Consider the following 24932-nt stretch of genomic DNA (forward strand, 5'->3'; position numbering starts at 1 on the left):
TCGGGGATCCGGTGTTCGGGGGTCCGGTGTCGGGGGTCCGGTGTCGGGGGCTCAGCAGCGGGCCAGGAAGTCCTTGAGGGCGCCGTGGTCGGCGCGGGTGACCGGCAGTTCGTACTTGTCGGCGACCGCGATGTACTTGACCGCGTAGGTGCACTGGTAGCTCTTCTGCGGCTTCCATTCGCCGGGGCCGGAGTCGCTCTTCTGCCGGTTCGGCACGCCCCACACCGCGAGCAGGTTGTCGTGGTCGTTGGCGAACTTCTCGCGCTCGTCCTCGCTCCAGCGGGAGGCGCCCATCCGCCAGGCCAGCGCGAGCGGGTAGATGTGGTCGATCTGCACCTCGGCCGCGTCCTGCTTGGCGAAGGTGATCTCCTTGCCGCTGTAGGGGTCGCGGAGCCGGCCGCTCATGACGACGCAGTCGCCCTTCTTGCCGACGTCCGACAGGTCGCGGTCGAGGACGTCGTTGCGCTGGTCGCAGCCGTTGCGGTCGATGTCCTTCCAGCGCGTCCCGAACTTCTCGCGCTCGTACCCGCCGCCGTCGCCCTCGGACGCGATCCGCAGCCCGGCGAGGGCGGTCCGGGCGCGCTTCTCGTCGCCGGACCCCGGCTTGTCCGCCGTCCCGCCGGGGGCCGGAGAGCCGCCGCCCTCGGAGAGACCCACGCCGGCATCGCAGCCCACCGCCAGAGGGACGACGAGCGCCAGGCCCGCCACAGCCGTCCGCACCATGACCTACCGCCCGACATATATGGATATGTATGGATACCAAGCAAACCGTATGGGACGGTGCCGTGGCCACCTGCCCGGGGGTCACCGGCCATGGGTAGGGCGGCGGGGTGACGAAGGTCGATCCCGCGGTGGACGAACGGCCGCCAGGTATCGCCCTTTGGGTTGACGTGCCGCGCCGGGCCAGCCGCTAGGTTCTTTGCCATGCCGATCATCGCCACCCAGGGCCTGACGATGAGGTTCTCCCGGGTGACCGCCTTGGACGACCTCTCCGTGGCCGTCGAGCCGGGCGTCGTGGGGCTGGTCGGCGCCAACGGCGCCGGCAAGTCGACCCTCATCAAGATCCTGCTCGGGCTGCTGCCCCCCACGTCGGGCACCGCGACCGTGCTGGGCCTCGACATCGCGCGCGAGGGCCTGCGCATCCGCGAGCGCGTCGGGTTCATGCCCGAGTACGAGTGCCTGCCCCCGGACGTGTCCGCGACCGAGTTCGTCGTGCACATGGCCCGGGTGTCCGGGCTCCCCCCGACCGCGGCCCGCGAACGCGCCGCCGACACGCTCCGGCACGTCGGCCTGTACGAGGAGCGCTACCGTCCCATCGGCGGCTACTCCACCGGGATGCGCCAGCGGGTGAAGCTCGCGCAGGCCCTCGTCCACGACCCGAAGCTCGTGTTCCTCGACGAGCCCACCAACGGCCTCGACCCCGCCGGGCGCGACGAGATGCTCGACCTGATCCGGCGCATCGGCGCCGAGTTCGGGATCAGCGTGCTCGTCACGTCGCACCTGCTCGGCGAGCTGGAACGGGTGTGCGACCACGTCGTCATCATCGACGGCGGGAAGCTGCTGCGCTCCCAGGCCGTCGAGGCGTACACCGCCGCGAGCGGCGTGCTCACCGTCGAGGTCGACGAGGGACGCGACGAGCTCGGCCGCCACCTGTACGACCAGGGCGTGTCCGTCCATCCGGAGGGCCGGTTCCTCGTCGTCGACATCGCCGGTGAGACGACCTACGACCTGATCCGCGACGGCGTCGCCGACCTGGGGCTGCGGCTGATCCGGATGGAGCAGCGCCGCCACCACATCGAGGAGGTCTTCCGGGCCGGGCCGCCGGCGGAGGGCGCGGCCGGAACCCATCCGCAGGAGGCGTCCCGATGAGCATCAGCACGATCCACGACATCGGCTACCGCCACTACGACGGGCCCCGCAACGGGCGCGGCTACGTGCTGCGGTCCCTGTACGTCCACAACCTGCGCGCCGCGTTCGGCCTCGGCCGGCCCGCCCGCGCCAAGATCATGCCGTTCCTGCTCGGGGCGATCATGCTGCTGCCCGCCGCCGGGTCGGTCGCGGTGTTCGCGGTCACCGACGAGGCCGACGCGCTGATCCCCTACGCCGCCTACGCGAACATCATGCAGGTCATCGTGGCGATCTTCCTGGCCACGCAGGCGCCGGTGCTGGCCTCGCGGGAGGTGCGGTTCCACGTCATCCCGCTGTACTTCTCGCGCCCGGTCGGCCATCTCGACTTCGTCCTGGCGAAGAGCGCCGCGCTGGCGACCGCGCTGTTCGCGCTCATGGCGGTGCCCGTCACCGTCCTGTACCTCGGCGGCCTGGTCGCCAAGGCGCCCGATCCGGGCCGGCAGGCCCTGGAGTACCTGGGCGGCCTGGCCGGCTGCGTGCTGTTCGCGCTCGTGCTGGCGGCGATCGGCATGGTGATCGCGGCGCACACCCCGCGGCGCGGGTTCGGCGTCGCCGCGGTGATCGCCGTCTACATGCTCAGCACCACGATCGTCGGGATCGTCCAGGGCATCGCCGAGGAGCGGACGAACTTCGCCCTCCAGGGCTGGGCCGGGCTCGGCGCCCCGTTCAACCTGGTGGACATCGTGCAGGTCAGGCTGCTCGGCGCCGAGTCGTCCTCGGTCGGCATCGCGCCCGGAGTCACCGGGGGAGTGGTCGCGCTGGCCGTGTGCGCCGCCATCGTCCTCGGCTCGATCGCGGTCCTGTACCGCCGGTTCAGGAAGGCGGGCCTCTCATGAGCGAGGCGAGCGAAGCGGGAGGTCGTCCCCCTGTGGCGGGCAAGAGCGAACTGGTGCTGCAGAACGTCTCCCGCTGGTACGGCAATGTCGTGGCGGTCAACGGCGTCTCCATGAAGGTCGGACCGGGCGTCACCGGGCTGCTCGGCCCGAACGGGGCCGGCAAGTCGACGCTCATCCACATGATGGGCGGGTTCCTGGCGCCGTCGTCCGGCACCGTCACCCTGGACGGCGCGCCGATCTGGCAGAACCCGGGCGCCTACCGCAAGCTGGGCCTCGTCCCGGAGCGGGAGTCGGCCTACGACTTCCTCACCGGCGAGCAGTTCATCCTCGCGATGGCGAAGCTGCACAAGCTGCCCGACCCGGCCGCCGCCGCGCGCCGCGCGATCGCCCAGGTCGAGATGGACTACGCCGTCGGCCGCCCGATCGGCAACTACTCCAAGGGCATGAAGCAGCGCATCAAGATGGCGTCGGCGCTGGTGCACGACCCGCCGGTCCTGCTGCTGGACGAGCCGTTCAACGGCATGGACCCGCGGCAGCGGCTCCAGCTCATGGACCTCATCCGCCGGATGGCCGACGAGGGGCGCACCATCCTGTTCTCCTCGCACATCCTGGAGGAGGTGGAGCGGCTCGCCAGCCACATCGAGGTGATCGTGGCGGGGCGGCACGCGGCGTCCGGCGACTTCCGCAAGATCCGGCGGCTGATGACCGACCGGCCGCACGTGTTCCTCGTCCGCTCGTCCGACGACCGGCGGCTCGCCGCGGCCGTCATCGCGGACGGCTCGGCCCGCAGCGTCCAGCTCACCGACAAGGGGCTGCAGATCGAGGCCGTCGACTTCCAGCGCTTCACCTGGCTGCTCCCGCGGTTCGCCCGGGACGCCGACGTGCGCCTCTGGGAGGTCTCCCCGTCGGACGAGTCCCTGGAAAGCGTCTTCTCCTACCTCGTGGCCCGGTGATCGAATGAACCCCACCATCGCGATGATCACGTTCCGGGCGATGCTCGGGCGCAAGCGCGCGCTGCTCCTGCTGGGGCTGCCGCTGCTCCTGCTGGTCCTGTCGCTGCTCCTGCGCGCGACCGGCAACAACGACCTGACCCTCTCCTCGCACGTCCTGCAGAACTTCGGGCTCGCGACCCTGCTGCCGCTGCTCGCGCTGATCGCCGGGACGGGCGTGATCGCGCCGGAGATCGACGACGGCCAGATCATGTACGTGCTGACCAAGCCGATCCCGCGCGAGGTGATCGTGGTGACCAAGCTGGTCGTCGCGATCACGCTGGTGACGCTGTTCGCGGTCGTCCCGACGCTGCTGGCGGGGCTGATCCTGGTCGGGACCACCGCGCAGGTGACGCCCGCGTTCGCGATCGGCATCCTGGTCGGCGGCATCGCCTACAGCGCGGTGTTCGTCGCCCTCGGCGTGCTGAGCCGCAACGCCGTCACGATCGGGCTGCTGTACGCGCTGGTGTGGGAGACCCTCCTGGGGAGCTTCGCGCCGGGGGCCAAGTCGGCGTCCGTCCAGCAGTGGTCCCTGTCGGTGGCCGACGCGCTCACCGACGCGTCCATGGTCACCTCGACCGTCGGGCTGCCGGTGGCGATCACGATGCTGGTCGTGGTGACGCTCGTGGCCGCGTTCCTCGCGACCTTCCGCCTGCGCTCACTCCCGGTCGCCAGCGCCGAGTGACCCGGGCGCGGGTTTCGGGGTGCGTACACGCGCGAACCGGCGGCGGGTCGGACGACCCGCCGCCGGTCCACGCCGGTCAGCGTGCTTTGAACCTGCCCGTGACGATGGTGGTCACGGGGTGCCCGTCGAGTTCCCCGGGCACCGCGCGGCGGACGGACGCGTCCCGGATGTGGACGCGGATCACATCGGTCCCGTCCGCGGCGCGGCCGTGGTCGAGTCCCTGGACGCCGTCGATCGCCAGCAGCCGGCCCCGGTGCCGCCGGATCACCTCGCGGAGCGGGACGTCCGGGGCTTGTTGCGGCGGCTCGGGCGCCGCCGCCCCCTCCGGCCGGTCAGGCGAAGGCCGGTGATCTCCGGGTTTCCGGTTCTCGTCCACGAACTTCCTCCCCTGGGTTACGCGCCCGTGTAGAGATTGATGTCCAGTGCGTCGAGGACGGCGCTGATGGGGTTGGCGAGCGTGATGTCGCTCGGCTCGTCCACGTCGTCATCGTCGTCGTCGCTCGGGGACGTACCCGCGAAGAGCAGGCCCGCGACGTTCCGCTTCTCGTCCCACCGCCAGATGACCGAGCCCGAGTCCCCGCCGGCGGAGAACGGGTCGCCGTCGATGCCGGTGATCACGATCTGGTCCTCGAAGAACGCGATCCGGTCGTCGTCGTAGTCGACCACTCCGGACCAGTCGAGACCCGTCACGACCCCGCGGGTGAGTCCCGTGGTGCGGCCGGACTTGCCGACCAGCATACCCAGCGAGGCCGGGATGGGCTGGTCACCGATCTCGAAGTACTCGATGTCCTCGCCGGCCTCGTACCCCATCTTGGGCGTGACCGCCTTGGGGTCGCACAGGCCGGTGGCGCAGTCGACCCGGTTCGGCGTCGCGAGGTCGAACCGGAGCGGGATGAACCGCTCCAGCACGGCGATCTTGTCGGCCGGACCACCGCCGTCCGCGGGCCCCGGCTGGTAGATCGGGTCCCCGAGGCGGGCGTCGTTCGTGTTGGCGATGACGTGGTTGTTGCTCAGGCAGAGGACGTTGTCGCGCCGCGGAGCGCTGCGGCCCTTCGCGAGGCAGCCGAGGGTTCCGGCGGTCACGTCGGGGTGCCCGATCGAGAACCCGCCGGGCGCCGGGCGGACGCGGCGCGTGTTGCCACGGGCCCGGATGACCCCGCTCGTCACGAACCGCAGCGGCGCATCCGCCGCGGAGCGGGCGCCCAGGCCGTCGACGACCATCGCACGCGCGTCGCCGGCCGCGACCGGTGCCGCCGTGTACACGGTGACGACCGGCGACATCCCGGTGGCGGAGTCGCCGAGCCCGATGGCCACGCCCTGGACGTTGCCCGTCCCCCGGCGGCCCCGGGCCGCCCCGGTGGCCCGGGCGCTCCCGGTGGCGGCCTGGAGGGCCGCCGCGATCTCGTCCCTGGTGTTCCGCACCGCGTTCGGGACGGCGCCGGAGCCGAATGAACCATGCTTACCCATGATTATATGCCTTTCTCAAATCAACTGATCGTGCGTGCCCGGCGGTGCTCTCGTTGCCCGCCGGGCGCTCGCGGTTTCTCAATTCGGAATCGCCGGGCTACGGCACGACGATGTAGACGCATCCCGGATCGCTGCTCGCGCTGAGCTTCAAGGCGTTGCGCAGCAGCGCCATCACCGTGTCGATCTGCGGGTGATCCGGGTCGGTGTGCAGCTGTCTGAGGGAATCGGCCACACAGACGATCGCGTAGGTGGCATTTCCTCCTCTCGCGACGATCTGCTGGCCCCTGCCGTGACTCGTTCCGGTGTTGTCGATCACGTCGTAGCCGACGCCCTGGTTGTCAATGCGGACCGGGTTGCGCCTGCTCGGCGGAATCACATTGCCGCCGGTGCGCCAGATGTCGGCGAACTCGATGTCGCCGGCCTGGTCGCTGATCTGCCTTCTGATCGCCCGGTTGGTCTGGTCGAGGACGCGTGGCATTCCCTGCAGCAACTGCACCATGGACTTCTCCTTTCGCTTTTCACGTGGTGGTCGGTTTCCCGGCGCCGGCCGGGTGCGGGCCCGGGGCCGCCGGGCCGGCCGTTCCCGCTCGCACCGAGCGGGAACGGGGACCCGGCGGCCGTGGAACCCCCGGTGCCTCCGCGGTGGGCGGTGGCCGGTGCGGCCGGGCGGCGCGGGCGGTGTCGCCCCGGAGGACACCGGGCTCAGGGGCCGGTGGCCCGGCCGGTGATCAAACGGAAGGTGCCGCGGTCACTGCCGCAGCGGCCGGGCCGGGTCGGCCAGGGTGCCGTGCGCGACGTTCCAGGTGTTGGCGTCGGTGAGGACCACGGTCAGCGACGCGACGCCGTCGTCGTACTCCAGTTCCTGGGTCTGGGTGAGCGTCGCCACGTCCACCATCTGGGACTGCTTGAAGCTGCCCGCGACGATGTAGTACGTCGGGTGCAGCGTGAAGATGTGCTCCAGGTTGGGGCCGGCGTCCGCGACGCACGCGGGCTGCCCGTTCAGGGTGATGCCGACCGAACTCGGCTGGACGCTCGGCCGCGGGATGGCGCTGCTGTCCTCGATCCACAGCTGGTCGTTGTTCGGCGCCGGCGTCTGGGTCGCGGGCTTGAGCAGGAAGTCCCCGCTCATGTAGTCGAAGGTGGCCGCACACTGGGCGCTCGACGCGGGGTCGGCGGGCAGGGCGCCGTTCGCCACCCACTCGTAGTCCTTGACCGTGCCGCTGGCCGACCACGCGAAACCCCAGTCGATCTCCCAGGTGAACGTGTACCTGTTCCCGGGGTGGATCACCTGCGTGAGCCACGCGGTGCTGAGGGCGCTGGCGGTGCGGGCCTCCGGCAGCTCCGCCACGACGGCGAAGGTCGGGCTGCCCTGCATCAGCTCCGATTCGTTGATGACGGTGAGACTGTAGCTCGTCATGAGTTCACCTCTCCGATAGGTGTGGCGACCGGGTGCCTTTATGGCTCCCAGAGAAATCGCCGTGGTCGTGTTCCCGGCGCTTCGCCGGCCTGTTATTCAGATCGGCGGCGAAAGCGCCGTGCTCTCGACCGGACCCAACGTACGCAGAAGCGCCATTGCCTGAGAACCAGCGAATGGTAAAGCGATGTCCATGGCGGAAGAACCCCATGTGCAATGTGACAGGGAATAATCGATTCCCTGTCATGGGGGTACGGCCGCATATCCGGATGGTGACTCTTGAGAGTCGGCCGGACAATTCCCTATCGCCCGAGGTTTCTCGCGGGAGGCGTCCGGGAAAGCCTTCGTGCCGACACCTGCGGTCTCCAGGGGAGACCTAATAACAGCAATCATAAGGAAGTGGACGCCTTGGACAGCCCTACCGTATTGAACGCGCACGCCCTGATCTGCGAGCGCTTGCGGAGCTCTTCCCCCGAGGTCGGATTTAGCCGTGAGTCCCGGCGCCTCGGCCACGGCAATAATGATCTTGAAATGGTTCCTTTTCCGGCCGTGCGCACCGGGGTTACCTCATGATCGATTCCGCGAAAACGATCACCGGCGCCGCGGTCTCCCTGAAGGATGCGGCCGAGGCTTTCCTGGGACGCCGCGACCTGGACGGCGACACGATCCGGTCGTACGCGCAGACGATCCGGTGGCTGCTGCGGGAGTTCGGCGAGGACGTCCCGCTCCAGTGGATGACGGCCGAGCGGATCGCCGTGGTGTTCACCGCCGCGTGGGACGAGGCCGCCGCCCGGACCTGGAACCGGCATCGCGCCGCCCTGCGGTCGCTCACGGTCTGGGCCGTCCGGCGCGGCTGGTACACCGGCGACCTGGCCGCGTGCATCGAGCGCCGGCCCGAGCCTCGCGGCCGCACCCGCGTCATCGACCGGCGGATCATCGCCGCTCTGCTGGAGAACGGTGACGTGCCGCAGCGCGAGCGGGTGCTCTGGCGGCTGCTGTACGAGTCGGCCGCCAGGGCGGACCTCGTCCTGTCACTCGACGTCGAGGACCTCGACCTCGCCGGCAATCGCGGGCGCGTCACCAAGGACGGCGTCGAACGGTGGCTGCGCTGGCAGTCGGGGACGACGCACCGGCTCGCCGAACTGGTGGAGGGACGCGCCCGCGGGCCGGTCTTCCTCACCGACCGGCGTCCCGCGCCCGCCCGGATGCCCGATCCGGGCGACCTGTGCCCGGTGACCGGGCGGGGCCGGCTGTCCTACGAACGCGCGGAGTACCTCTTCAAGCAGGTCACGAAGCGGATCGACCCGGAGGGGCATGGCTACACCCTCCACCAGCTCCGCCACTCCCGCCTCACCCACCTCGGCGAGGACGGCTGGACGGGCCCGATGCTCATGGCGCTGTCGGGCCACGACGACGTCCGGAGCCTGGCCGGCTACGTCGATCCGCGCCCGCCGGCCGATCCGGCATGGGAGGACGGCACGGAACGGGGACGACACGGCCTCGCGCTGTGAGTGTCTGCCATATCCCGGCGGTGTGACCCGTGTTACAACGGCCGTGGGGCATCTGATCGGTCCGCCCCAGGGGAGTGTGTGCCATGTCAGTCTCCCGACGCCGGCTCCTGGCCGGGACGGGCGCGGTGGGGGCGGGGATCGCCTTCACCGGCGCCGTGGAGGAACTGTTCGCCGGTGACGCGGCCGCCGCGGCGGCCGGCGGCCGCGCCGGATACGGGCCGCTGGTGCCCGACCCGGACGGGCTGCTGGACCTGCCGCGCGGGTTCCGGTACACCGTCCTGTCCCGCGAGGGGGAGCCGCTCCGTTCGGGGGAGGGGGCCGTCCCGAGCAATTTCGACGGCATGGCCGCCTTCCCCGGCCGGGGGCGCACCTGGCTCGTCCGCAACCACGAGAACCGCCCGGACGCCGAGCACGGGGTGCCGCCGGTCGAGGGCGTCACCTACGACCCGGGCGCGCTGGGCGGGTGCACCGCGCTGGAGGTCGGGCGCGGCGGGCGGGTCCACGCCGAGCGGGTCGCCATCGCCGGGACGGCGGTGAACTGCGCGGGCGGCCCCACCCCGTGGAACACCTGGCTGACCTGCGAGGAGAACGAGGACAGGGCGGGCACCGGGGACTTCACCAAAGACCACGGGTTCGTCTTCGAGGTCGACCCGTACCGGCAGGACCGGACCGTCCCCGAGCCGCTGGAGGCGATGGGGCGGTTCCAGCACGAGGCGGTCGCCGTCGATCCGCGCGACGGGACCGTGTACGAGACCGAGGACGCGTTCGAGCGGCCCTTCGGGCTGTTCTACCGGTTCCTGCCGAGGCGGCCGCGCGGCGGGGCGGGGAGCTTACGGGCCGGTGGGCGGCTGGAGGCGATGAGCGTTCCCGGCGTCCCGGACCTGTCGGTGGTGCAACGGCCCGGCACCGTGATCGACGGCGTCCGGTGGAAGCGGGTGCCCGACCCGCTCGCCAGGCAGACCCCGATCCGGTTCCAGGACTTCGGGCGCGGCGGCGTCACGCACGCGCAGAAGCTGGAGGGCTGCTACTGGGGCGGCGACCGCGTCTACTTCGTGACGAGCTTCGCGCGCCGGGACGAGGGGTCGGGCGCCGACCACTTCGGGCAGGTGTGGTCGTACGAGCCGCGTGGCCGCAGGCTCACCCTGGTGATCGTGTTCGGGCCGGACACCGACGTGCGGACGCCGGGCGAGTCGCCCGACAACATCTGCCTTGCCCCGCAGGGCGGGCTGATGGTCTGCGAGGACGGCGGCGGCGCGCAGCACGTGTACGGCGTGACCCGCCGCCGCGAGGTGTACCCGGTGGCGAGGAACCGGCAGAACATCGGCACCGGGACCGAGCCCGAGTGGGGCGAGTTCGCAGGCGTGACGTTCGCCGGCGGAGGCCGGCCGACGATGTACGTGAACGTCTACAACCCGGGCACGACGTTCGCGGTGACCGGCCCCTGGAACCACCACTAGCCCGGTGGGCTAGCCGATGAGGTCGCGGACGGCGGCCTTGAACTGGTCGCCGCGGTCGGCGTAGTCGCGGAAGTCGCCGAAGCTGGCGCACGCCGGGGAGAGCAGGACCGTGTCGCCGGGCCGGGCCATCGCGGCGGCCGCGGCGACCACCTCGGTCATCGGGCCGCCGACGACGGTGTGCTCGGTGATGCCCGCGTCGCTCAGCGCGTCGGCGATGCGGGGCCCGACCTCGCCGATGATGACGATGCCCCGGATGTTCTCCTTGGCCGCCGACTCGGCGAGCGCGTCGAAGGCCAGCCCCTTGGACGAGCCGCCGAAGATCATGACCTTCGGCCCGGGGAAGGCGGCCATCGCCGCGCGCGCGGTCTCCGGCGTCGTGGACAGCGAGTCGTTGACGTAGGCGACGCCGCCGGACTCGCCGACCGGCTCCAGCCGGTGGGGCAGCGGCTTGATGGCGCGGACGCCCGCGCGCAGGAGCGCGGTGTCGCGGCCGAGGAGGTCGAACGTCGCGGCGACCGCGGCGGTCAGGTTGGCGACGTTGTGCTCGCCGAGCAGCGGGCTGTCCGCGAGGTCGAGGAGCCGGTCGGCGCCGTCGTGGATCGCCCCGTCCGCGGCGTGGTAGCCCGCGGGGACGCCGAAGGGCACCTTCCGGCCCGCGCCGGCGGCGGCGATCCGTTCGGCGACGGGGTTGCCGGCGGCGTAGAAGACGGTGTCGTCCGGCTTCTGGTACGCCGTGATCGAGGTCTTCGCGGCGTAGTACTCCTCGATGTCGGGGTGCCAGTTGAGGTGGTCGGGCGTCACCGGCAGGACGACCGCGATCCGCGGGGAGTGCTTCAGGTCGATGAGCTGCATGTTGGACAGTTCGAGGACGACCACGTCCCCGTCCGCCAGCTCCGGCAGGAACCGCAGGGGCGGGACGCCGATGTTGCCGCCGAGGAAGACCCGGCGGCCGGCGGCGCCCAGGATGGCGGCGATGGCGGTGCAGGTCGTGCCCTTGCCCTGGGTGCCGGTGACGCCGATGACCGGGACCGGGCACTCGGCCAGGAACTCGCCGATGACGCTGGTCACGTGATCGCCGGCCGGCAGGGCGCTCGGGTGCACGCCGGGGGCGCGGACGATCAGATCGGCCTCGTCCAGCCCACGCAGGTAGTCGGCGCCCGTCCGGCCCTCCACGTCCGGGGGCAGCTCCACGTCCTTGCGGTCATGGACGACGATCTCGCCACGCGGTCGCCAGTACTCCACGGCGGCACGCCCCTCGACGCCATAGCCGACAACTGCGATACGCATCCGGAGACTCCCCGCACGGACGTTGATCGAGACGGAACGCTCGAAGGGTACTGCAGCCATGCTCCCCGCTCGGCGGCCGAAACGCGGCGCCCGTGCGGGTGCGGCGTCAGATGCGGCGCAGGCGGACGCGCTGGACGGAGTGGTCCCGGTCCTTCTGCAGGACGAGGGTGGCGCGGGAGCGGGTCGGCAGGATGTTGGAGACGAGGTTGATCTCGTTGACGTCCCGCCAGACGCGCTGGGCGAACGCGGCGGTCTCGTCCTCGTCCAGCTCGTGCGCGTACTTGTGGAAGAAGGAGCGCGGATCGGTGAACGCGGTGCGGCGCAGCGCGAACAGCCGGTCGACGAACCACTGCCGGATGTCCTCGACGCGGGCGTCCACGTAGATGGAGAAGTCGAAGAAGTCCGCGACGCCGAGGCTGCCGGCGGGCGGCGGCTGCAGGACGTTCAGCCCTTCGACGATCAGGATGTCGGGCCGCCGGACGGTCTGCGTCGCGTCCGGTACGACGTCGTACTCCAGGTGCGAGTACACCGGGATCGCGTACTCGTCCACGCCCGACTTGATGGCGGAGACGAACCGGACGAGGGCCTGGCGGTCGTAGGACTCCGGGAAGCCCTTGCGGTCCATGAGCCCCCGCTCGGACAGCACCGAGTTCGGGTACAGGAAGGCGTCGCTGGTGACCAGTTCGACGGTCGGGTGCTCGGACCAGCGGGCGAGGAGCGTGCGCAGCAGCCGCGACGTCGTGGACTTGCCGACCGCGACGCTGCCGGCGACGCCGATGATGAACGGCGTCGGCGGCACGTCGCCGCCGAGGAAGCCGCCGACGGTGTCGCGCAGCAGCCCGCTGGACTGGACGAACAGGTTCAGCAGCCGGGACAGCGGCAGGTAGACCTCCTCGACCTCGGCGATGTCGATGGGGTCCTTCAGCCCGCGCAGCGCGTCCAGCTCGCCGGGGGTGAGCGGCAGCGGCGTGCTCTCGCGCAGCCCCCGCCAGTCGTCCCTGGTCAGCTCCACGTACGGGTTCGGCAGGGGGTCCAATCCGCTCGTCATGGCTGAAACAGTAACCGGGGGCCCGTCCGATAACCGCGTTTTCACCGGCCGGCCGCCCGGACGTCGCGGTTCGGTCTCCGGTGCCTGTAGGCCCGGCGGAGGACACCGAATAGAGTTGCCGCCATGTGCGGAATCGTGGGGTACGTAGGCGGCCGGCAGGCGCTCGACGTGGTCGTGGAGGGGCTGGCGCGGCTGGAGTACCGCGGCTACGACTCGGCCGGGGTGGCCGTGCTGGCCGACGGGAAGCTGGCGACGGCCAAGCGCGCGGGCAAGCTGGTCAACCTGCGGGGCGCGCTGGAGGAGGAGCCGCCGCCCGCTGGGACGCTCGGCATGGGGCACACGCGGTGGGCCACGCACGGCCCGCCGAACGACCGGAACGCGCACCCGCACCTCGACTGCACCGGCTCGGTCGCGGTGATCCACAACGGGATCATCGAGAACTTCGCCGAGCTGCGGGCGGAGCTGGAGGAGGCCGGGCACGGGCTCGGCTCCGACACCGACACCGAGGCGGTCGCGCACCTGCTGGAGGACGAGCTGAAGGCGGGCGGGGACCTCGCCGACGCGATGCGGCGCGTCTGCCGCCGGCTGGACGGCGCCTTCACGCTCGTCGCGGTGCACACCGGCTCGCCCGACCTGGTGGTGGGCGCGCGGCGGAACTCGCCGCTGGTCGTCGGGGTCGGGGACGGCGAGAACTTCCTCGCCAGCGACGTCGCGGCGTTCATCGCGCACACCCGGGACGCGATCGAGCTCGGCCAGGACCAGATCGTCGAGCTGCGGGCGAGCGGGGTGACCGTCACCGACTTCGACGGGCGGCCCGCCGAGGTGACGGAGTACCACGTCGACTGGGACGTGTCCGCCGCCGAGAAGGGTGGCTTCGACTACTTCATGCTCAAGGAGATCGCCGAGCAGCCCCGGGCGGTCGCCGACACGCTGCTCGGCCGGATCGGCGCCGACGGCCGGCTGCACCTGGACGAGATGCGCATCCCGGACCAGGAGCTCCGCGAGGTCGACAAGATCATCATCGTGGCGTGCGGGACGTCGTACCACGCCGGGCTGATCGCCAAGTACGCGATCGAGCACTGGGCGGGGCTGCCCTGCGAGGTGGAGCTGGCCAGCGAGTTCCGCTACCGCGACCCGATCCTGTCCCCGACGACGCTGGTCATCGCGATCTCCCAGTCCGGGGAGACGATGGACGCGCTGATGGCCGTCCGGCACGCGCGGGAGCAGAAGGCCAAGCTGCTCGGCATCTGCAACGTGAACGGCTCGACGCTGCCGCGCGAGTGCGACGGCGTCCTGTACACGCACGCGGGGCCGGAGATCGCGGTCGCGTCCACGAAGGCGTTCCTGACCCAGCTCGTCGCCGTCTACCTCATCGCCCTCTACATCGCGCAGGTGCGCGGCACCAAGTGGGGGGACGAGGTCTTCGCCATGGTGCAGCTCCTTGAGCTGATGCCGGAGAAGGTGGAGAAGGTCCTGGAGACGATGGAGCCGGTCCGTGAGCTGGCCCGGTCGCTGTCGAACGAGCACTGCGTGCTGTTCCTCGGCCGGCACGTGGGCTTCCCCGTCGCCCTTGAGGGCGCGCTGAAGCTCAAGGAACTGGCCTACATGCACGCGGAGGGCTTCGCGGCGGGCGAGCTCAAGCACGGGCCGATCGCGCTCATCGAGGAGGGGCTGCCGGTCGTGGTGATCGTGCCGCCGCGGGCGCGGGACGTCCTGCACGACAAGATCGTGTCGAACATCCAGGAGATCCGGGCGCGCGGCGCCCGCACGATCGTGATCGCGGAGGACGGGGACGAGTCGGTCGAGCCGTACGCCGACACGCTCATCCGCGTCCCGGCCGTGCCGACGCTGCTGCAGCCGCTGGTGACGACCGTCCCGCTGCAGGTGTTCGCGTGCGAGCTCGCATCGGCCAAGGGCCACGACGTGGACCAGCCCCGCAACCTCGCCAAGTCGGTCACCGTCGAATAGCGCGCGGGCGGGCCCGCCCGCCGTTGTGCGCACGTGTGCCGGTCATCCGGACGCGGACGCCCCCGCACCGTGGTGCGGGGGCGTCCGCGTGTCCGGTCAATGGTCTCGACCCGATCACGGATGGAAATTCGTCGGGCATTGCGGTGCGCGGCGTGAAAACGTTCGGTGGGCAGGGGGCGGAACGCTTTCATCGCTCATTCGCGCAATTCTCTGATCGAGTTGGGAATCTCAGCGAGTGCGTAAGTTGCAGGGATTCTTTCAGGGGTGGTCGTAGCGGCCCGCCTTGGCCCGCTCGGTGAACCCGCGCCATTCGGCGGGACCGAACGCCAGGCGTACCGCGGTGTTCTCGGTGTCCCGCACGGAAACCGCGCCGTCGCCCAGTCGTGCGACCTCGACGCATCCGTTGCTCGCGCACCGGGTGCTCCTTCTCCAGCGGGCGGGCGGCGTTTCAGCGGACGAACTCATACCGGCTCCTGCCTTGAGAGTTGCGGATGGCCGCGGCTGCGCTGCCGGTGCCAAGCACAAGGTAACAAGATCACAAAAAACTCCTGACCACCTGCGGTCTGAGCGATGCGCGGGTGTCAGGAGTGGCGAGGAAGGGCCGGAGTTTCGCAGGTGAGGGGCAGCGAGCCGAGTCCGGCGCGGACCCGGCCCGTCCACCGCGGCGCCCTACCGCACCCCCTGGGGGCGGCGGCGGGGCGCGCGCCGCGTCTTATCGACGCACGTCGAATTCGCCCTTCTTGGCTCGTCCGACGAACTCCCGCCACTCTCCCTGGGAAAATGACAGGACCGGGCTCTGCGTACCGTGCTTGGCATCACGCGCCCCGACGAAATGGGACGAACCGGCCAGTGCGGCGACTTCGACGCACGTGTTGCTCGCCCCGCAGTGGGCGCTTCTCCGCCATTGCGGAGCAGGAGTGGCGAAAGGGGACACCGAGTGCCTTTCACAAGGATTGAGCCCCTTTGCGGACTCTCACCAGGCGTCTCTGGCCGCGGCGATGCGCCGCCGTGACTCGGCGGTGTCCAGGGCCTGATCGGCCAGGCTTGAATACGCGAGCCTGTACATATAAGTGACAGTCTCGTCCGCGAAGTGGCTGATCGTCAGGGATTCGGTGTGAACGATATCAGGGAAAACGATGTCGTGCACCGGTGAGAATTCCAGAAGTATAAAGGACTCGGCCAACACCGAGTGCGCTACGTCCAAAGGCAGTATCTGCAGCGTGACGTTCGGCCGGTCGGTCATCCGGCAAAGATGTTCGAGTTGCTCCCGCATCACCTTGCGGTCGCCGATCCGGCGTTGCAGAACCGACTCGTCGATTACCGCGGACAGTTCCAGCGGATGTGCGCGGTGCAACAGCTCCCGCCGCCGCATTCGCACGTCCAGCCGGCGTTCCAGTTCCTGCGGCGGCAGGGTCGCGAGGTCGCTCCAGCCGCCGATCACGTGCCGCGCGTAGTTCTCGGTCTGCAGCAGCCCCGGGAACACGGTGCTGCCCCATTCGCGGACGGCGGTGGCCTCGGACTCCAGCGCGATGAAGTCGGCGAGTTCGCTCGGGAGGTCGCGGTACTCCTCCCACCAGCCCCGCTGGGCGGCGTCGTGCGCCAGGGAGACGAGGTCGTCGCGGCGGGACCCGTCCACCCCGTAGAGGTCCAGGAGGCGCCGGACGTCGATGATCTTCGCGCCGGTCCGCGCGTTCTCGATCCGGGACACCTTGGCGGTCGACCAGCTCAGCCGCTCGGCGACCTCGTCGCCGGTGAGCCCCATCCGCTCGCGCAGTCTCCGGAGTTCGGCGGCCAGCCGCCGCTGCCGGACGGAGGGACCGCGGGAAGTGCTCATCGATGGGGCCTCTCCAGTCCCGGCGGACTGATGTGGGCGCGATCCGCATCACGGGGGGCCGCGGTGCGGACGCATCGGACCGGATGGCCACGATTCTACGGCCGGTGATCCCCGCCCGCATCAGACATTGAAAGTTGCAGCAAAAGTTGCAATCAAGGACGGAGGGGGCGTCCGGTGCCGTTCGGGAGGACGGTTGCGGAGGCGCTCCGCGTGGCACGCTGAGGGTGGGATCGACATGGGGAGCCGCGGATGAGGTACGCGCACGAGGTCGGCAAGGTCCGGGCGGCCGAAGAGGCCCTGATGGCGCGCCTGCCGGACGGCGCCCTGATGCAGCGCGCCGCCGCCGGGCTGGCGGCCGTCTGCGCCCGCGTCCTGCCCGCCGTGTACGGGTCGCGCGTCGTCCTCCTCGTCGGTGGCGGCGACAACGGCGGCGACGCCCTCTACGCCGGAGCGCGCCTCGCCCGGCGCGGCGCCCGCGTCCAGGCGGTGCAGGCCGGCTCCAAGGTTCACCAGGGCGGCCTGACGGCACTATTGGCGGCGGGCGGCCGGGTCCTGCGGGACGGCGAGGACACCGCCATCGCCCACGCCGCCATCGCCCACGCCGCCATCGCCCAGGCCGACCTGGTCGTCGACGGGCTGACCGGCATCGGCGGGACCGGCGGCCTCCGCGAGCCCTACGCCCGCCTCGCCGCGCTGGCCTCCGAGGCCCCCGGCACCGTCGTCGCCTGCGACGTCCCGAGCGGCGTGGACGCGAGCACGGGCCGCGTCGAGGGGACCGCCGTCCACGCCGACGTCACCGTCACCTTCGGCACCCACAAGCCGGGCCTGCTCATCGACCCGGGCGCGTCCCACTGCGGGGTGGTCGAGCTGGTCGACATCGGTCTCGGCCCCGACCTGCCCGACCCCGACGTCGTCGCGGCCCGCCCGGCGGACGTCCAGCCCCCCGAGCCGGGCTCCGAGTCCGACAAGTACCGCCGGGGCGTGGTCGGCGTCCTCGCGGGCGGCGACGAGTTCACCGGCGCGGCCGTCCTCACCACGGGCGGCGCCGTCCGCGGCGGAGCGGGCATGGTGCGCTTCGCCTCCGTCGCGCACCCGGCCGAACTCGTGCGGCGGCGCTGGCCCGAGGCCGTCACAACGGTCATCGAGCCCGGCCCGCACGGCCCCGGGGTCCTCGAACGCATCGGACGCGTGCAGGCGTGGGTCGTGGGCCCCGGCCTCGGCACCGGCGACGCCGCCGAGTCGCTGCTGGCGGCCGTCCTCGGCACCGACCTGCCCGTCCTCGTGGACGCCGACGGCCTCACCGTCCTGGCCCGCCGCCGCGACCTGCTGCGCCGCGCGGCCCCGACCGTCCTCACCCCGCACGCGGGCGAGCTGTCCCGCCTCATCGCCGCCGACCGCGCGGCCATCGAGGCGGGGCGGCTGGAGCACGTCCGGCGCGCCGCGGCCGAGCTGTCCGCGACCGTCCTGCTCAAGGGCTCCACGACGCTGGTCGCCGAACCGGACCGTCCCGTCCGCGTCAACCCGACCGGCACCCCGCGGCTGGCCACCGCCGGGACGGGCGACGTCCTGTCCGGCCTGATCGGCGCCCTCCTGGCGGGCGGGATGCCCGCCCTCGACGCGGCGGCCGCGGGCGCCTACCTGCACGGCCTCGCCGGCCGCCTCGCCGCCGCGCCCGAGCCCGGCCCGGAAGCCCCCATCGGCGCACACGACGTCATCGACGCCCTGCCGGAGGCGTTCCGCCGCAGCGCCCGAGCCGTCGCACAGCGGTTCTAGCGTCCGCAGCGGCAGGGCCTGCCTTTCCGGGGCGTTTCTGAACCACTGACCGGGCATTTACGTCCTATCGGGCAGAGGGCGTCGCGGGGGCGGGCGAATACGCGCCGGAATGGCCGTGAGCTGGGCCGTGACGCTCCGGGTACGGCCCCGAGGACGGCAGACTGTTGGTATGAGGGTTCCGGCGGAGGCGCGCGTCGATCTCGACGCCATCGGCGACAACATCGGCCTGCTGCGCGACCGCGCGGGAGGCGCCGAGGTCATGGCCATGGTGAAGGCCGAGGCGTACGGGCACGGGCTCGTCGAGGCGGCCGGGGCCGCGCTCGCGGGCGGCGCCTCCTGGCTGGGCGTCGCGAAGCTGGCCGAGGCGCTGCGGCTGCGCGCCGCGGGCATCACCGTCCGGACGCTGGCCTGCATCGGAGTCCCCGGCGAGCCCTACGCGGACGCGATCGCGCGGGACGTCGACCTGACCGTCGGCGCGACCTGGCTGCTGGACGAGATCGTCCGGGCGGCGGAGCAGGCGGGCCGGCCCGCCCGGATCCACCTCAAAGCCGATACGGGCATGTCCCGCGGCGGAGCCCGGGGCCGCGACTGGGAGGCCCTCGTGGACGCGGCGCTGAAGGCCGAGGCGGAGGGGCACGTCCGGGTCGCCGGGGTCATGTCGCACTTCGCCTGCGCCGACGAACCGGGCCACCCCTCCATCGCGGCGCAGCTCGACGCGTTCACCGGGATGCTCGGCTACGCGGAGAAGACCGGCGCGCGGTTCGAGGTCCGGCACATCGCCAACTCGGCGGCGGCGCTGACGCTGCCCGAGGCGCGGTTCGACCTCGTCCGCCCCGGGATCGCCGCCTACGGGCTGACGCCCGTCCCGGCGGCCGGCACGTTCGGGCTGCGGCCGGCGATGACGCTCGTGGCCGCCGCGGCGCTGGTCAAACGGGTCCCGGCAGGCAGCGGAGTGTCATACGGTCACACATACCACACCGAACGGGACACGACCCTCGCCGTCGTCCCCGCCGGGTACGGGGACGGAATCCCCCGGCACGGGTCCAACCTGCTGCAGGTCCTCGCGGGCGGGCGGCGCCGGACGATCGCCGGGCGGGTCTGCATGGACCAGTTCGTCATCGACCTCGGCGGCGACACGCTCGCGGCGGGGGACGAGGTCGTCCTGTTCGGTCCTGGCGACCGGGGTGAGCCGACCGCCCAGGAGTGGGCGGAGGCACTGGGAACGATCTCCTACGAGATCGTCACCCGCATCGGGTCCCGGGTACCGAGGACGTACCCGGCCGGGAGGCGGTAGGGGGGCGTATGGACGGCAGGAACAGGCGCAGGCTCGGTGTCGCGAGCGCCGTGGCGGGTGCCGGTGTCGGTGCCGCCGTCGGCCTGCGCCACGCCGTGGTCGGCCGGGTCCGGCTGCGGCCCGACCCCGATGCCGGCGAGCCGTTCGGCGAACTGCGCGGCCGGGAGGTGCCCGTCCGGGCGACCGACGGGCTCCCGTTGCACGTCGAGGTGGACGGCCCGCAGGACGCCGACCTGACCATCGTGTTCTGCCACGGCTACACCCTGAACCTGCACTCCTGGCACTACCAGCGGCGCGACCTGCAGGGGTCCGTGCGGATGGTCTTCTGGGACCAGCGCAGCCACGGCCGCTCCGGGCGGAGCGACCCGCTGAACGCGACGATCGAGCAGACCGGCGACGACCTGTACGCCGTGCTGAAGGCCACGGTCCGCAAGAACCGCTCGGTCATCCTCGTCGGGCACTCCATGGGCGGCATGTCGATCATGGCGCTGGCGGACCGGCACCCCGAGCTGTTCGACCGGCAGGTCGCGGGGGTCGCGCTGATCAACACGTCCTGCGGCGACCTGGCGGAGATGACGCTGGGCCTGCCGCTGGTGCTGGCCAAGGTCGTCCGGCCGCTGGCCCCGCGGACGCTGCGCGGCCTCGGCCGCCGCGCCGAGCTGGTGGAGCGGGCCCGCGGCCTCGGCTCCGACCTGGCGTTCGTCGTCACGCGGAAGATGGCGTTCGCCGACAAGCACGTGAGCCCCACCGTGGTCGACTTCCTGGAGCACATGATCAGGAACACCCCGATCGACGTGATCGCCGAGTTCTACCCGGCGCTCATGGCGCACGACAAGGTCGCCTGCCTCGGCGTCCTCGGCAACGTGCCCACGCTGGTCTTCGCCGGCGGGGCCGACCGGCTGACGCCCGCGCCGCACGCCCGCCGCATCGCGGAGGCGCTGCCGGACGCGGAGCTCGTCGAGGTGGCGGAGGCCGGGCACGTGCTGCCGCTGGAGTACCCGGGCGTGGTGACCGGCGGCCTGCGCCGGCTGATCGGGCGCGTCCGGCCGAGACAGCATAAGGAGCGCACCGCGTGAGTGTGATATCGGTCACTGTCCCGACCGCCGAAGACATGCGTGACCTGGGGGTCCGCCTCGCCGGGGTGCTCCGTCCCGGCGACCTGGTGGTGCTGACGGGGCAGCTCGGCGCGGGCAAGACGACGCTCACGCAGGGTATCGGCGAGGGGTTGAAGGTGCGGGGGCCGGTCACGTCCCCCACGTTCGTGATCGCGCGGGTGCATCCCTCGCTCTGCGGCGGCCCTCCGCTCGTCCACGTGGACGCCTACCGGCTGGGCGGTTTCGCGGAGATGGACGACCTCGATCTTGATGCGTCACTCGATGAATCCGTGACGATCGTCGAGTGGGGAGAAGGAATCGCGGAGGGCCTTGCCGAGGACCGCCTAGAAGTGATCCTTTCGCGCGGCGAGGGCGCCGGAGAGGAACGCGAAGTAAGGATCGTCGGGGTCGGTGATCGCTGGTCCGACCTGGAACTCGGCGGTAGATGACGAGGTCCGGACAACTTCTTCGCTTTTTGCAAACCCGGATGGACCACTTTACGGCGAGATGTCGTACTCTTTGCCGGAACGAGCCTCACCTTCGCGACATATTGATTTCCGCAAGCAGGAGTGGGAACCGTGAGTGGTAGCCATGGCAGCGGTGGTCACCGCGACAGCTACCGCGGTTCGGACGGTGGCCGGGGCGGCGGTTACCGGCGGGACGGCGGTGGGTACGGCGCGGGCGGCGACGAGTACGCGCCGTACCGGGAGCCCGGCGGTTCCTCGGACACGGGCGGTTACGAGTCCGGCGGTTACGAGACCGGCGGTTATGAGTCCGGCGGTTACGAGACCGGCAAGTACGCCGCCGGCGGGTATGCCACCGGCGGCGGTTACGAGTCCGGCGGATACCGGAGCGGCGGGTACGGCTCCGAAGGGTACGAGTCCGGCGGGTACCCGAGCGGCGGCTACCCGAGCGGCGGGTACCAGTCCGGTGGCTACGAGTCGGGTGGCTATGAGTCCGGTGGCTACGAGTCCGGCGGGTACCGCTCCGGGCAGTCGGCCGGCAACCCGTACCAGCGGGAGACCGGGCCCTACCAGACCGGCTCCGGCCAGTACGGCCGGGACACCGGCGGCTACCGCACCGAGAGCGGCGGCTACCGCACGGACAGCGGCGGCTACCGCACCGGCGGCTACCGCACCGACAGCGGCGGGTACCGCACCGACAGCGGCGGATACCGGACGGGCAGCGGCTCCTACCGGTCCGGGTCGGGCGGCAGCGGCGGCTACCGGACCGGCAGCCACCGCGTGGTGCGGGACCGCCGCACCGGCCGGCGCTGGGCCGTCGTGCTCGGCGGGGCGGCCGCGGCCGTCGCGGTCTGCGTCCTCGCGGCGATCGTCCTCCTGAACGGCGTCGGCGCGAGCGGTGACGACGACAGTGGGCGCATCGTCGGCAGCGGCGCCAGCGAGAGCTCGCCGTCGGCGAACGGCGAGTTCTCCGCCGTCCCGGACTCCTGCACGATCCTCGCCCAGGACATCGCCGACAGGCTGGCCCCCGGGTCCAAGCGGACCGAGGCCGAGGCGTACCAGAGCAGCGACCGGCAGAACCAGTGCGTCTGGGGTGCCTACACCGGCAAGAACAAGCGCCAGCTCACCGTCGAGCTCCGCGCGATCGAGGCCGCGAGCGGCAAGACGGCCACCGCGACCGCCACCGCCCTGTTCGCCTCCGAGCGCTCCGCCGACGAGTCCGGCAAGGCGCTGATCGCCGGGCAGAAGCTCACCGACAAGCGCCGCCTCGACGACGTCGGCGACGACGGCTACGCCGTCTACAGCGTCGACAAGGGGCAGGGCGCCGGCGAGGCGATCGCCAACGTCCGCTCGGGCAACGTCCTCGTCACCGTCCACTACTCCGGCGGCGACGACGGCGACCCGCTCTCCTCGGACGCCGCCACCGACGGCGCGGTCGAGGCGGCCCGCGCCGTCGTGCAGGAGCTCGGCCGGTCCTGAGGCCGGTCCTGAGGCCGGGAGAGGTTCCCGGGCCGGGGGCGGCCTGTAGGCTTACAACCCGTGCTGGTCTTGGCTTTCGATACCGCGACCGCCGCGATCACCGTGGCACTGTACGAGTGGACGCCGGGTGAGGGCGCGGTGCCGCGCGGGGTGGCCGAGGCGGTCGACCGCCGCCGGCACACCGAACTGCTCACCCCCTCCATCGCGGGCGTGATGGCGGAGGCCGGGGCGGCGCCCGCGGACCTGAGCGCCATCGCCGTCGGGGTCGGGCCGGGCCCGTACACCGGGCTCCGGGTCGGGCTGGTCACGGCCCGCTCCATGGGGGACGCGCTCAGCATCCCCGTGCACGGTGCCTGCACCCTGGACATCATCGCCTGGGCCAGCGGACGGACCGAGCCGTTCGCCGTCGTCACGGACGCGCGGCGCAAGGAGGTCTACTGGGCGCGGTACGACTCGCGCCGCGCGCGCGCCACCGGCCCCGCCGTGGGGGCGCCGTCCGACGTGCTGGAGGGGGCGCCCGCCGGGCTGCCCGTCATCGGCGAGGGCGCCGCGCTGTTCCCGGACGTCTTCGGCGAAGGCGAGCACGAGCCGCTGCTGCCCACCGCGACCGCGCTCGCCGAGCTGACCGTCGCGCGGCTGGCCGGGATGAAGGTCCCCGAGCTCCTGCCGCCCGAGCCGCTCTACCTGCGCAGGCCGGACGCCAAGGAGCCCGGGCCGCGCAAGAAGGTGACGCGCGCGTGAGCGAGATCGTCGTACGGGCCATGACCGCCGGCGACCTCCCGGCCGTCCTCAAGCTGGAGCAGGCGCTGTTCCCGGAGGACGCGTGGAGCGAGGACATGCTCCGCGCGGAGCTCGCCGACCAGTCCCGGACCCGGCACTACGTCGTCGCGGAGACCCCCGGCGGCGAGCTCGTCGGCTACGCGGGCCTCGCCGCGGCCGGCGGCCAGGCCGACGTGCAGACCATCGGGGTGCGCGCCGACCGGCGGGGCGGCGGCATCGGCGCCGCGCTGCTCACCGAGCTGCTGGACGAGGCCGCCCGCCGCGGCAGCGAGGCGGTGTTCCTGGAGGTCCGCGCCGACAACCCCGGGGCGCGCCGCCTCTACGAGCGGTTCGGCTTCGACGAGGTCGGCGTCCGCAGGCGGTACTACCAGCCCTCGGACGTGGACGCGATCGTCATGTGCCGCAAGCTCCGCACCCGTCCGCCCATGGGCTTCACCAAGGAGAGCAAGTGATTCGGGACGAGCCGCTGGTGCTCGGCATCGAGACGTCGTGCGACGAGACCGGGGTCGGCATCGTGCGGGGGAACACCCTGCTCGCGGACGCCATCGCGTCCAGCGTCGACCAGCACGCCCGGTTCGGCGGCGTCGTGCCGGAGGTCGCGTCGCGCGCGCACCTGGAGGCGATGGGGCCGACGATCGACCGGGCGCTCGCCGACGCCGGCGTCGCGTTCACCGACATCGACGCGTTCGCGGTGACGGCCGGCCCCGGCCTGCCCGGCGCGCTGATGGTCGGGGTCGCCGCGGCCAAGGCGTACGCGCTGTCGCTCGGCAGGCCGCTCTACGGCGTCAACCACCTGGCCGCGCACGTCTGCGTCGACCAGCTCGAACACGGCCCGCTGCCGAAGCCGTGCGTGGCGCTGCTGGTGTCCGGCGGCCACTCGTCGCTGCTGCTGGTCCCGGACGTGGCGGGCGACGTCCGCTCCCTCGGCAGCACCGTGGACGACGCGGCCGGCGAGGCGTTCGACAAGGTCGCCCGCGTCCTCGACCTGGGTTTCCCGGGCGGCCCGGTCATCGACCGGATGGCCCGCGACGGCGACCCGGCCGCCATCGCGTTCCCGCGCGGCAAGTACAAGGACGGCACCTACGACTTCTCGTTCTCCGGCCTGAAGACCGCCGTGGCCCGCTGGGTGGAGGCCAAGGAGCGCGCCGGCGAGCCGGTGCCCGTCGCGGACGTGGTGGCGTCCTTCCAGGAGGCCGTGGTGGACGTCCTGACGCAGAAGGCGCTGAAGGTCTGCAAGGACAACGGCGTCCACGACCTCCTCATCGGCGGCGGCGTCGCCGCGAACTCCCGCCTGCGGGCCCTGGCGGCGGAGCGCTGCGAGGCCGCCGGCATCCGCCTCCGAGTCCCGCGCCCGAAGCTCTGCACCGACAACGGCGCCATGGTCGCCGCCCTGGGCTCCGAACTGGTCGCCACCGGCGCCGCCCCGTCCGACCTGTCCCTCCCGGCGGACTCCAGCCTCCCGATCGAGTCGGTACTCATGCAGTAACGCCCCACTCCGCTCGCCAGCGCTCGCCCCGTGAGCTGGCCCCGTGACCTGGCCTGTGCGCGCGCATCGCTCCGCAATCTTCCGGTGTAACTCGCCTTCGGCTGCACCCCACCGGTCAGGTCACGCACCCGCGTGCGGGGCCGGGGGTTGCTTCGAGG

At 71.9% G+C, this 24932-nt stretch carries 25 protein-coding genes; 15 read left to right on the forward strand and 10 right to left on the reverse strand.

The annotated features are described in order from the left end of the window. Positions 1-51: 51 nt before the first annotated feature. The gene (locus E1200_RS06695; RefSeq protein WP_243708383.1) at positions 52-657 is read right to left on the reverse strand and encodes an HNH endonuclease family protein; all 606 of its coding nucleotides are present in this window, start codon (positions 655-657) and stop codon (positions 52-54) included. A 267-nt stretch (positions 658-924) separates the two neighbouring features. Between E1200_RS06695 and E1200_RS06700 the strand changes: the two genes are divergently transcribed. Genes E1200_RS06700 through E1200_RS06715 form a run of 4 tightly spaced genes read left to right on the forward strand, consistent with a single transcriptional unit; the run spans position 925 to position 4418 of the window. Continuing rightward, entirely contained in the window at positions 925-1869 is a 945-nt protein-coding gene (locus E1200_RS06700) for an ABC transporter ATP-binding protein (protein ID WP_131950919.1), read from the forward strand. Then, positions 1866-2744: an ABC transporter permease gene (locus E1200_RS06705; protein ID WP_131950920.1), complete on the forward strand. Its 879-nt coding sequence runs from the start codon at positions 1866-1868 to the stop codon at positions 2742-2744. Before E1200_RS06700 ends, E1200_RS06705 begins: the two co-directional genes overlap by 4 nt. Further along, positions 2741-3697 (forward strand): ABC transporter ATP-binding protein, encoded by a 957-nt coding sequence (locus E1200_RS06710; protein WP_131950921.1) that lies wholly within the window; start codon positions 2741-2743, stop codon positions 3695-3697. Before E1200_RS06705 ends, E1200_RS06710 begins: the two co-directional genes overlap by 4 nt. A gap of 4 nt (positions 3698-3701) precedes the next feature. Further along, positions 3702-4418 (forward strand): ABC transporter permease subunit, encoded by a 717-nt coding sequence (locus tag E1200_RS06715; RefSeq protein WP_131950922.1) that lies wholly within the window; start codon positions 3702-3704, stop codon positions 4416-4418. A gap of 76 nt (positions 4419-4494) precedes the next feature. On the opposite strand, the gene E1200_RS06720 is transcribed toward E1200_RS06715, so the two are convergent. The 4 genes from E1200_RS06720 to E1200_RS06735 form a co-directional block, all read right to left on the reverse strand. After that, positions 4495-4794, reverse strand: coding sequence for a hypothetical protein (locus E1200_RS06720; RefSeq protein ID WP_131950923.1), 300 nt, complete (start codon positions 4792-4794; stop codon positions 4495-4497). Positions 4795-4811: 17 nt separating this feature from the next. Then, on the reverse strand, positions 4812-5885 hold the full coding sequence (locus E1200_RS06725) for a hypothetical protein (RefSeq protein WP_131950924.1): 1074 nt from the start codon (positions 5883-5885) through the stop codon (positions 4812-4814). A 97-nt stretch (positions 5886-5982) separates the two neighbouring features. Beyond that, on the reverse strand, positions 5983-6384 hold the full coding sequence (locus tag E1200_RS06730; protein WP_131950925.1) for a hypothetical protein: 402 nt from the start codon (positions 6382-6384) through the stop codon (positions 5983-5985). Between the two features lie 249 nt (positions 6385-6633). Continuing rightward, positions 6634-7302: a hypothetical protein gene (locus E1200_RS06735; RefSeq protein WP_131950926.1), complete on the reverse strand. Its 669-nt coding sequence runs from the start codon at positions 7300-7302 to the stop codon at positions 6634-6636. A 566-nt stretch (positions 7303-7868) separates the two neighbouring features. Here E1200_RS06735 and E1200_RS06740 point away from each other — a divergent pair. Continuing rightward, the gene (locus tag E1200_RS06740; RefSeq protein ID WP_131950927.1) at positions 7869-8810 is read left to right on the forward strand and encodes a site-specific integrase; all 942 of its coding nucleotides are present in this window, start codon (positions 7869-7871) and stop codon (positions 8808-8810) included. A gap of 83 nt (positions 8811-8893) precedes the next feature. Next, positions 8894-10267 (forward strand): alkaline phosphatase PhoX, encoded by a 1374-nt coding sequence (locus E1200_RS06745; RefSeq protein WP_131950928.1) that lies wholly within the window; start codon positions 8894-8896, stop codon positions 10265-10267. Positions 10268-10276: 9 nt separating this feature from the next. Here the strand turns inward: E1200_RS06745 and murD are convergent, their stop codons facing one another. Further along, a complete protein-coding gene (gene murD / locus E1200_RS06750; protein ID WP_165950219.1) occupies positions 10277-11554 on the reverse strand; it encodes a UDP-N-acetylmuramoyl-L-alanine--D-glutamate ligase in 1278 nt (425 codons plus the stop codon). Between the two features lie 106 nt (positions 11555-11660). Further along, a complete protein-coding gene (coaA, locus tag E1200_RS06755; RefSeq protein ID WP_131950930.1) occupies positions 11661-12602 on the reverse strand; it encodes a type I pantothenate kinase in 942 nt (313 codons plus the stop codon). A 123-nt stretch (positions 12603-12725) separates the two neighbouring features. On the opposite strand from coaA, the gene glmS reads away from it, so the two are divergent. Then, positions 12726-14570, forward strand: a complete 1845-nt coding sequence (gene glmS, locus E1200_RS06760) for a glutamine--fructose-6-phosphate transaminase (isomerizing) (protein ID WP_131950931.1) — start codon at positions 12726-12728, stop codon at positions 14568-14570. 258 nt (positions 14571-14828) lie between these two features. Here the strand turns inward: glmS and E1200_RS06765 are convergent, their stop codons facing one another. The 3 genes from E1200_RS06765 to E1200_RS06775 all read right to left on the reverse strand — a co-directional run bounded on the left by E1200_RS06765 (position 14829) and on the right by E1200_RS06775 (position 16404). Further along, positions 14829-15035, reverse strand: coding sequence for a DUF397 domain-containing protein (locus E1200_RS06765; RefSeq protein ID WP_131950932.1), 207 nt, complete (start codon positions 15033-15035; stop codon positions 14829-14831). Positions 15036-15282: 247 nt separating this feature from the next. After that, positions 15283-15504 carry a DUF397 domain-containing protein gene (locus E1200_RS06770; RefSeq protein ID WP_131950933.1) on the reverse strand — a complete coding sequence of 74 codons (222 nt, stop codon included), beginning with the start codon at positions 15502-15504 and terminating at the stop codon, positions 15283-15285. Positions 15505-15543: 39 nt separating this feature from the next. After that, positions 15544-16404: a helix-turn-helix transcriptional regulator gene (locus tag E1200_RS06775; RefSeq protein WP_131950934.1), complete on the reverse strand. Its 861-nt coding sequence runs from the start codon at positions 16402-16404 to the stop codon at positions 15544-15546. 249 nt (positions 16405-16653) lie between these two features. Here E1200_RS06775 and E1200_RS06780 point away from each other — a divergent pair, with 249 nt between their 5' ends. The 8 genes from E1200_RS06780 to tsaD all read left to right on the forward strand — a co-directional run bounded on the left by E1200_RS06780 (position 16654) and on the right by tsaD (position 24774). Continuing rightward, positions 16654-18177 carry an NAD(P)H-hydrate dehydratase gene (locus E1200_RS06780; RefSeq protein WP_131950935.1) on the forward strand — a complete coding sequence of 508 codons (1524 nt, stop codon included), beginning with the start codon at positions 16654-16656 and terminating at the stop codon, positions 18175-18177. A gap of 169 nt (positions 18178-18346) precedes the next feature. Continuing rightward, on the forward strand, positions 18347-19471 hold the full coding sequence (gene alr, locus E1200_RS06785; RefSeq protein ID WP_131950936.1) for an alanine racemase: 1125 nt from the start codon (positions 18347-18349) through the stop codon (positions 19469-19471). An 8-nt stretch (positions 19472-19479) separates the two neighbouring features. Next, positions 19480-20547 carry an alpha/beta hydrolase gene (locus E1200_RS06790; RefSeq protein WP_131950937.1) on the forward strand — a complete coding sequence of 356 codons (1068 nt, stop codon included), beginning with the start codon at positions 19480-19482 and terminating at the stop codon, positions 20545-20547. Positions 20548-20552: 5 nt separating this feature from the next. Further along, a complete protein-coding gene (gene tsaE, locus E1200_RS06795; protein WP_279484047.1) occupies positions 20553-21014 on the forward strand; it encodes a tRNA (adenosine(37)-N6)-threonylcarbamoyltransferase complex ATPase subunit type 1 TsaE in 462 nt (153 codons plus the stop codon). Between the two features lie 129 nt (positions 21015-21143). Then, complete coding sequence (locus E1200_RS34710) at positions 21144-22508, forward strand: hypothetical protein (RefSeq protein WP_243708384.1); 1365 nt, start codon at positions 21144-21146, stop codon at positions 22506-22508. 60 nt (positions 22509-22568) lie between these two features. After that, the gene (gene tsaB, locus E1200_RS06810; RefSeq protein ID WP_131950940.1) at positions 22569-23249 is read left to right on the forward strand and encodes a tRNA (adenosine(37)-N6)-threonylcarbamoyltransferase complex dimerization subunit type 1 TsaB; all 681 of its coding nucleotides are present in this window, start codon (positions 22569-22571) and stop codon (positions 23247-23249) included. 20 nt (positions 23250-23269) lie between these two features. Beyond that, complete coding sequence (rimI, locus tag E1200_RS06815) at positions 23270-23740, forward strand: ribosomal protein S18-alanine N-acetyltransferase (protein ID WP_131950944.1); 471 nt, start codon at positions 23270-23272, stop codon at positions 23738-23740. Continuing rightward, positions 23740-24774, forward strand: a complete 1035-nt coding sequence (tsaD, locus tag E1200_RS06820) for a tRNA (adenosine(37)-N6)-threonylcarbamoyltransferase complex transferase subunit TsaD (RefSeq protein WP_131950945.1) — start codon at positions 23740-23742, stop codon at positions 24772-24774. The genes rimI and tsaD overlap by 1 nt, the downstream gene beginning before the upstream one ends. The last annotated feature ends 158 nt before the right edge of the window (positions 24775-24932 follow it).

Source organism: Actinomadura sp. GC306 (genome assembly GCF_004348665.1).
Taxonomy (GTDB): domain Bacteria; phylum Actinomycetota; class Actinomycetes; order Streptosporangiales; family Streptosporangiaceae; genus Spirillospora.

Excerpts from the sequence above, each read along its gene's own strand:
- E1200_RS06745 (WP_131950928.1), top strand. The coding sequence starts at position 8,894 with ATGTCAGTCTCCCGACGCCGGCTCCTGGCCGGGACGGGCGCGGTGGGG.
- rimI (WP_131950944.1), top strand. The coding sequence starts at position 23,270 with ATGACCGCCGGCGACCTCCCGGCCGTCCTCAAGCTGGAGCAGGCGCTG.
- alr (WP_131950936.1), top strand. The coding sequence starts at position 18,347 with ATGAGGGTTCCGGCGGAGGCGCGCGTCGATCTCGACGCCATCGGCGAC.
- E1200_RS06710 (WP_131950921.1), top strand. The coding sequence starts at position 2,741 with ATGAGCGAGGCGAGCGAAGCGGGAGGTCGTCCCCCTGTGGCGGGCAAG.
- murD (WP_165950219.1), bottom strand. The coding sequence starts at position 11,554 with ATGCGTATCGCAGTTGTCGGCTATGGCGTCGAGGGGCGTGCCGCCGTG.
- coaA (WP_131950930.1), bottom strand. The coding sequence starts at position 12,602 with ATGACGAGCGGATTGGACCCCCTGCCGAACCCGTACGTGGAGCTGACC.
- E1200_RS06705 (WP_131950920.1), top strand. The coding sequence starts at position 1,866 with ATGAGCATCAGCACGATCCACGACATCGGCTACCGCCACTACGACGGG.
- E1200_RS06735 (WP_131950926.1), bottom strand. The coding sequence starts at position 7,302 with ATGACGAGCTACAGTCTCACCGTCATCAACGAATCGGAGCTGATGCAG.
- E1200_RS06715 (WP_131950922.1), top strand. The coding sequence starts at position 3,702 with ATGAACCCCACCATCGCGATGATCACGTTCCGGGCGATGCTCGGGCGC.
- glmS (WP_131950931.1), top strand. The coding sequence starts at position 12,726 with ATGTGCGGAATCGTGGGGTACGTAGGCGGCCGGCAGGCGCTCGACGTG.
- E1200_RS06730 (WP_131950925.1), bottom strand. The coding sequence starts at position 6,384 with ATGGTGCAGTTGCTGCAGGGAATGCCACGCGTCCTCGACCAGACCAAC.
- E1200_RS06780 (WP_131950935.1), top strand. The coding sequence starts at position 16,654 with ATGAGGTACGCGCACGAGGTCGGCAAGGTCCGGGCGGCCGAAGAGGCC.
- E1200_RS06790 (WP_131950937.1), top strand. The coding sequence starts at position 19,480 with ATGGACGGCAGGAACAGGCGCAGGCTCGGTGTCGCGAGCGCCGTGGCG.
- E1200_RS06765 (WP_131950932.1), bottom strand. The coding sequence starts at position 15,035 with ATGAGTTCGTCCGCTGAAACGCCGCCCGCCCGCTGGAGAAGGAGCACC.
- E1200_RS06775 (WP_131950934.1), bottom strand. The coding sequence starts at position 16,404 with ATGAGCACTTCCCGCGGTCCCTCCGTCCGGCAGCGGCGGCTGGCCGCC.
- E1200_RS06700 (WP_131950919.1), top strand. The coding sequence starts at position 925 with ATGCCGATCATCGCCACCCAGGGCCTGACGATGAGGTTCTCCCGGGTG.
- E1200_RS06725 (WP_131950924.1), bottom strand. The coding sequence starts at position 5,885 with ATGGGTAAGCATGGTTCATTCGGCTCCGGCGCCGTCCCGAACGCGGTG.
- E1200_RS06740 (WP_131950927.1), top strand. The coding sequence starts at position 7,869 with ATGATCGATTCCGCGAAAACGATCACCGGCGCCGCGGTCTCCCTGAAG.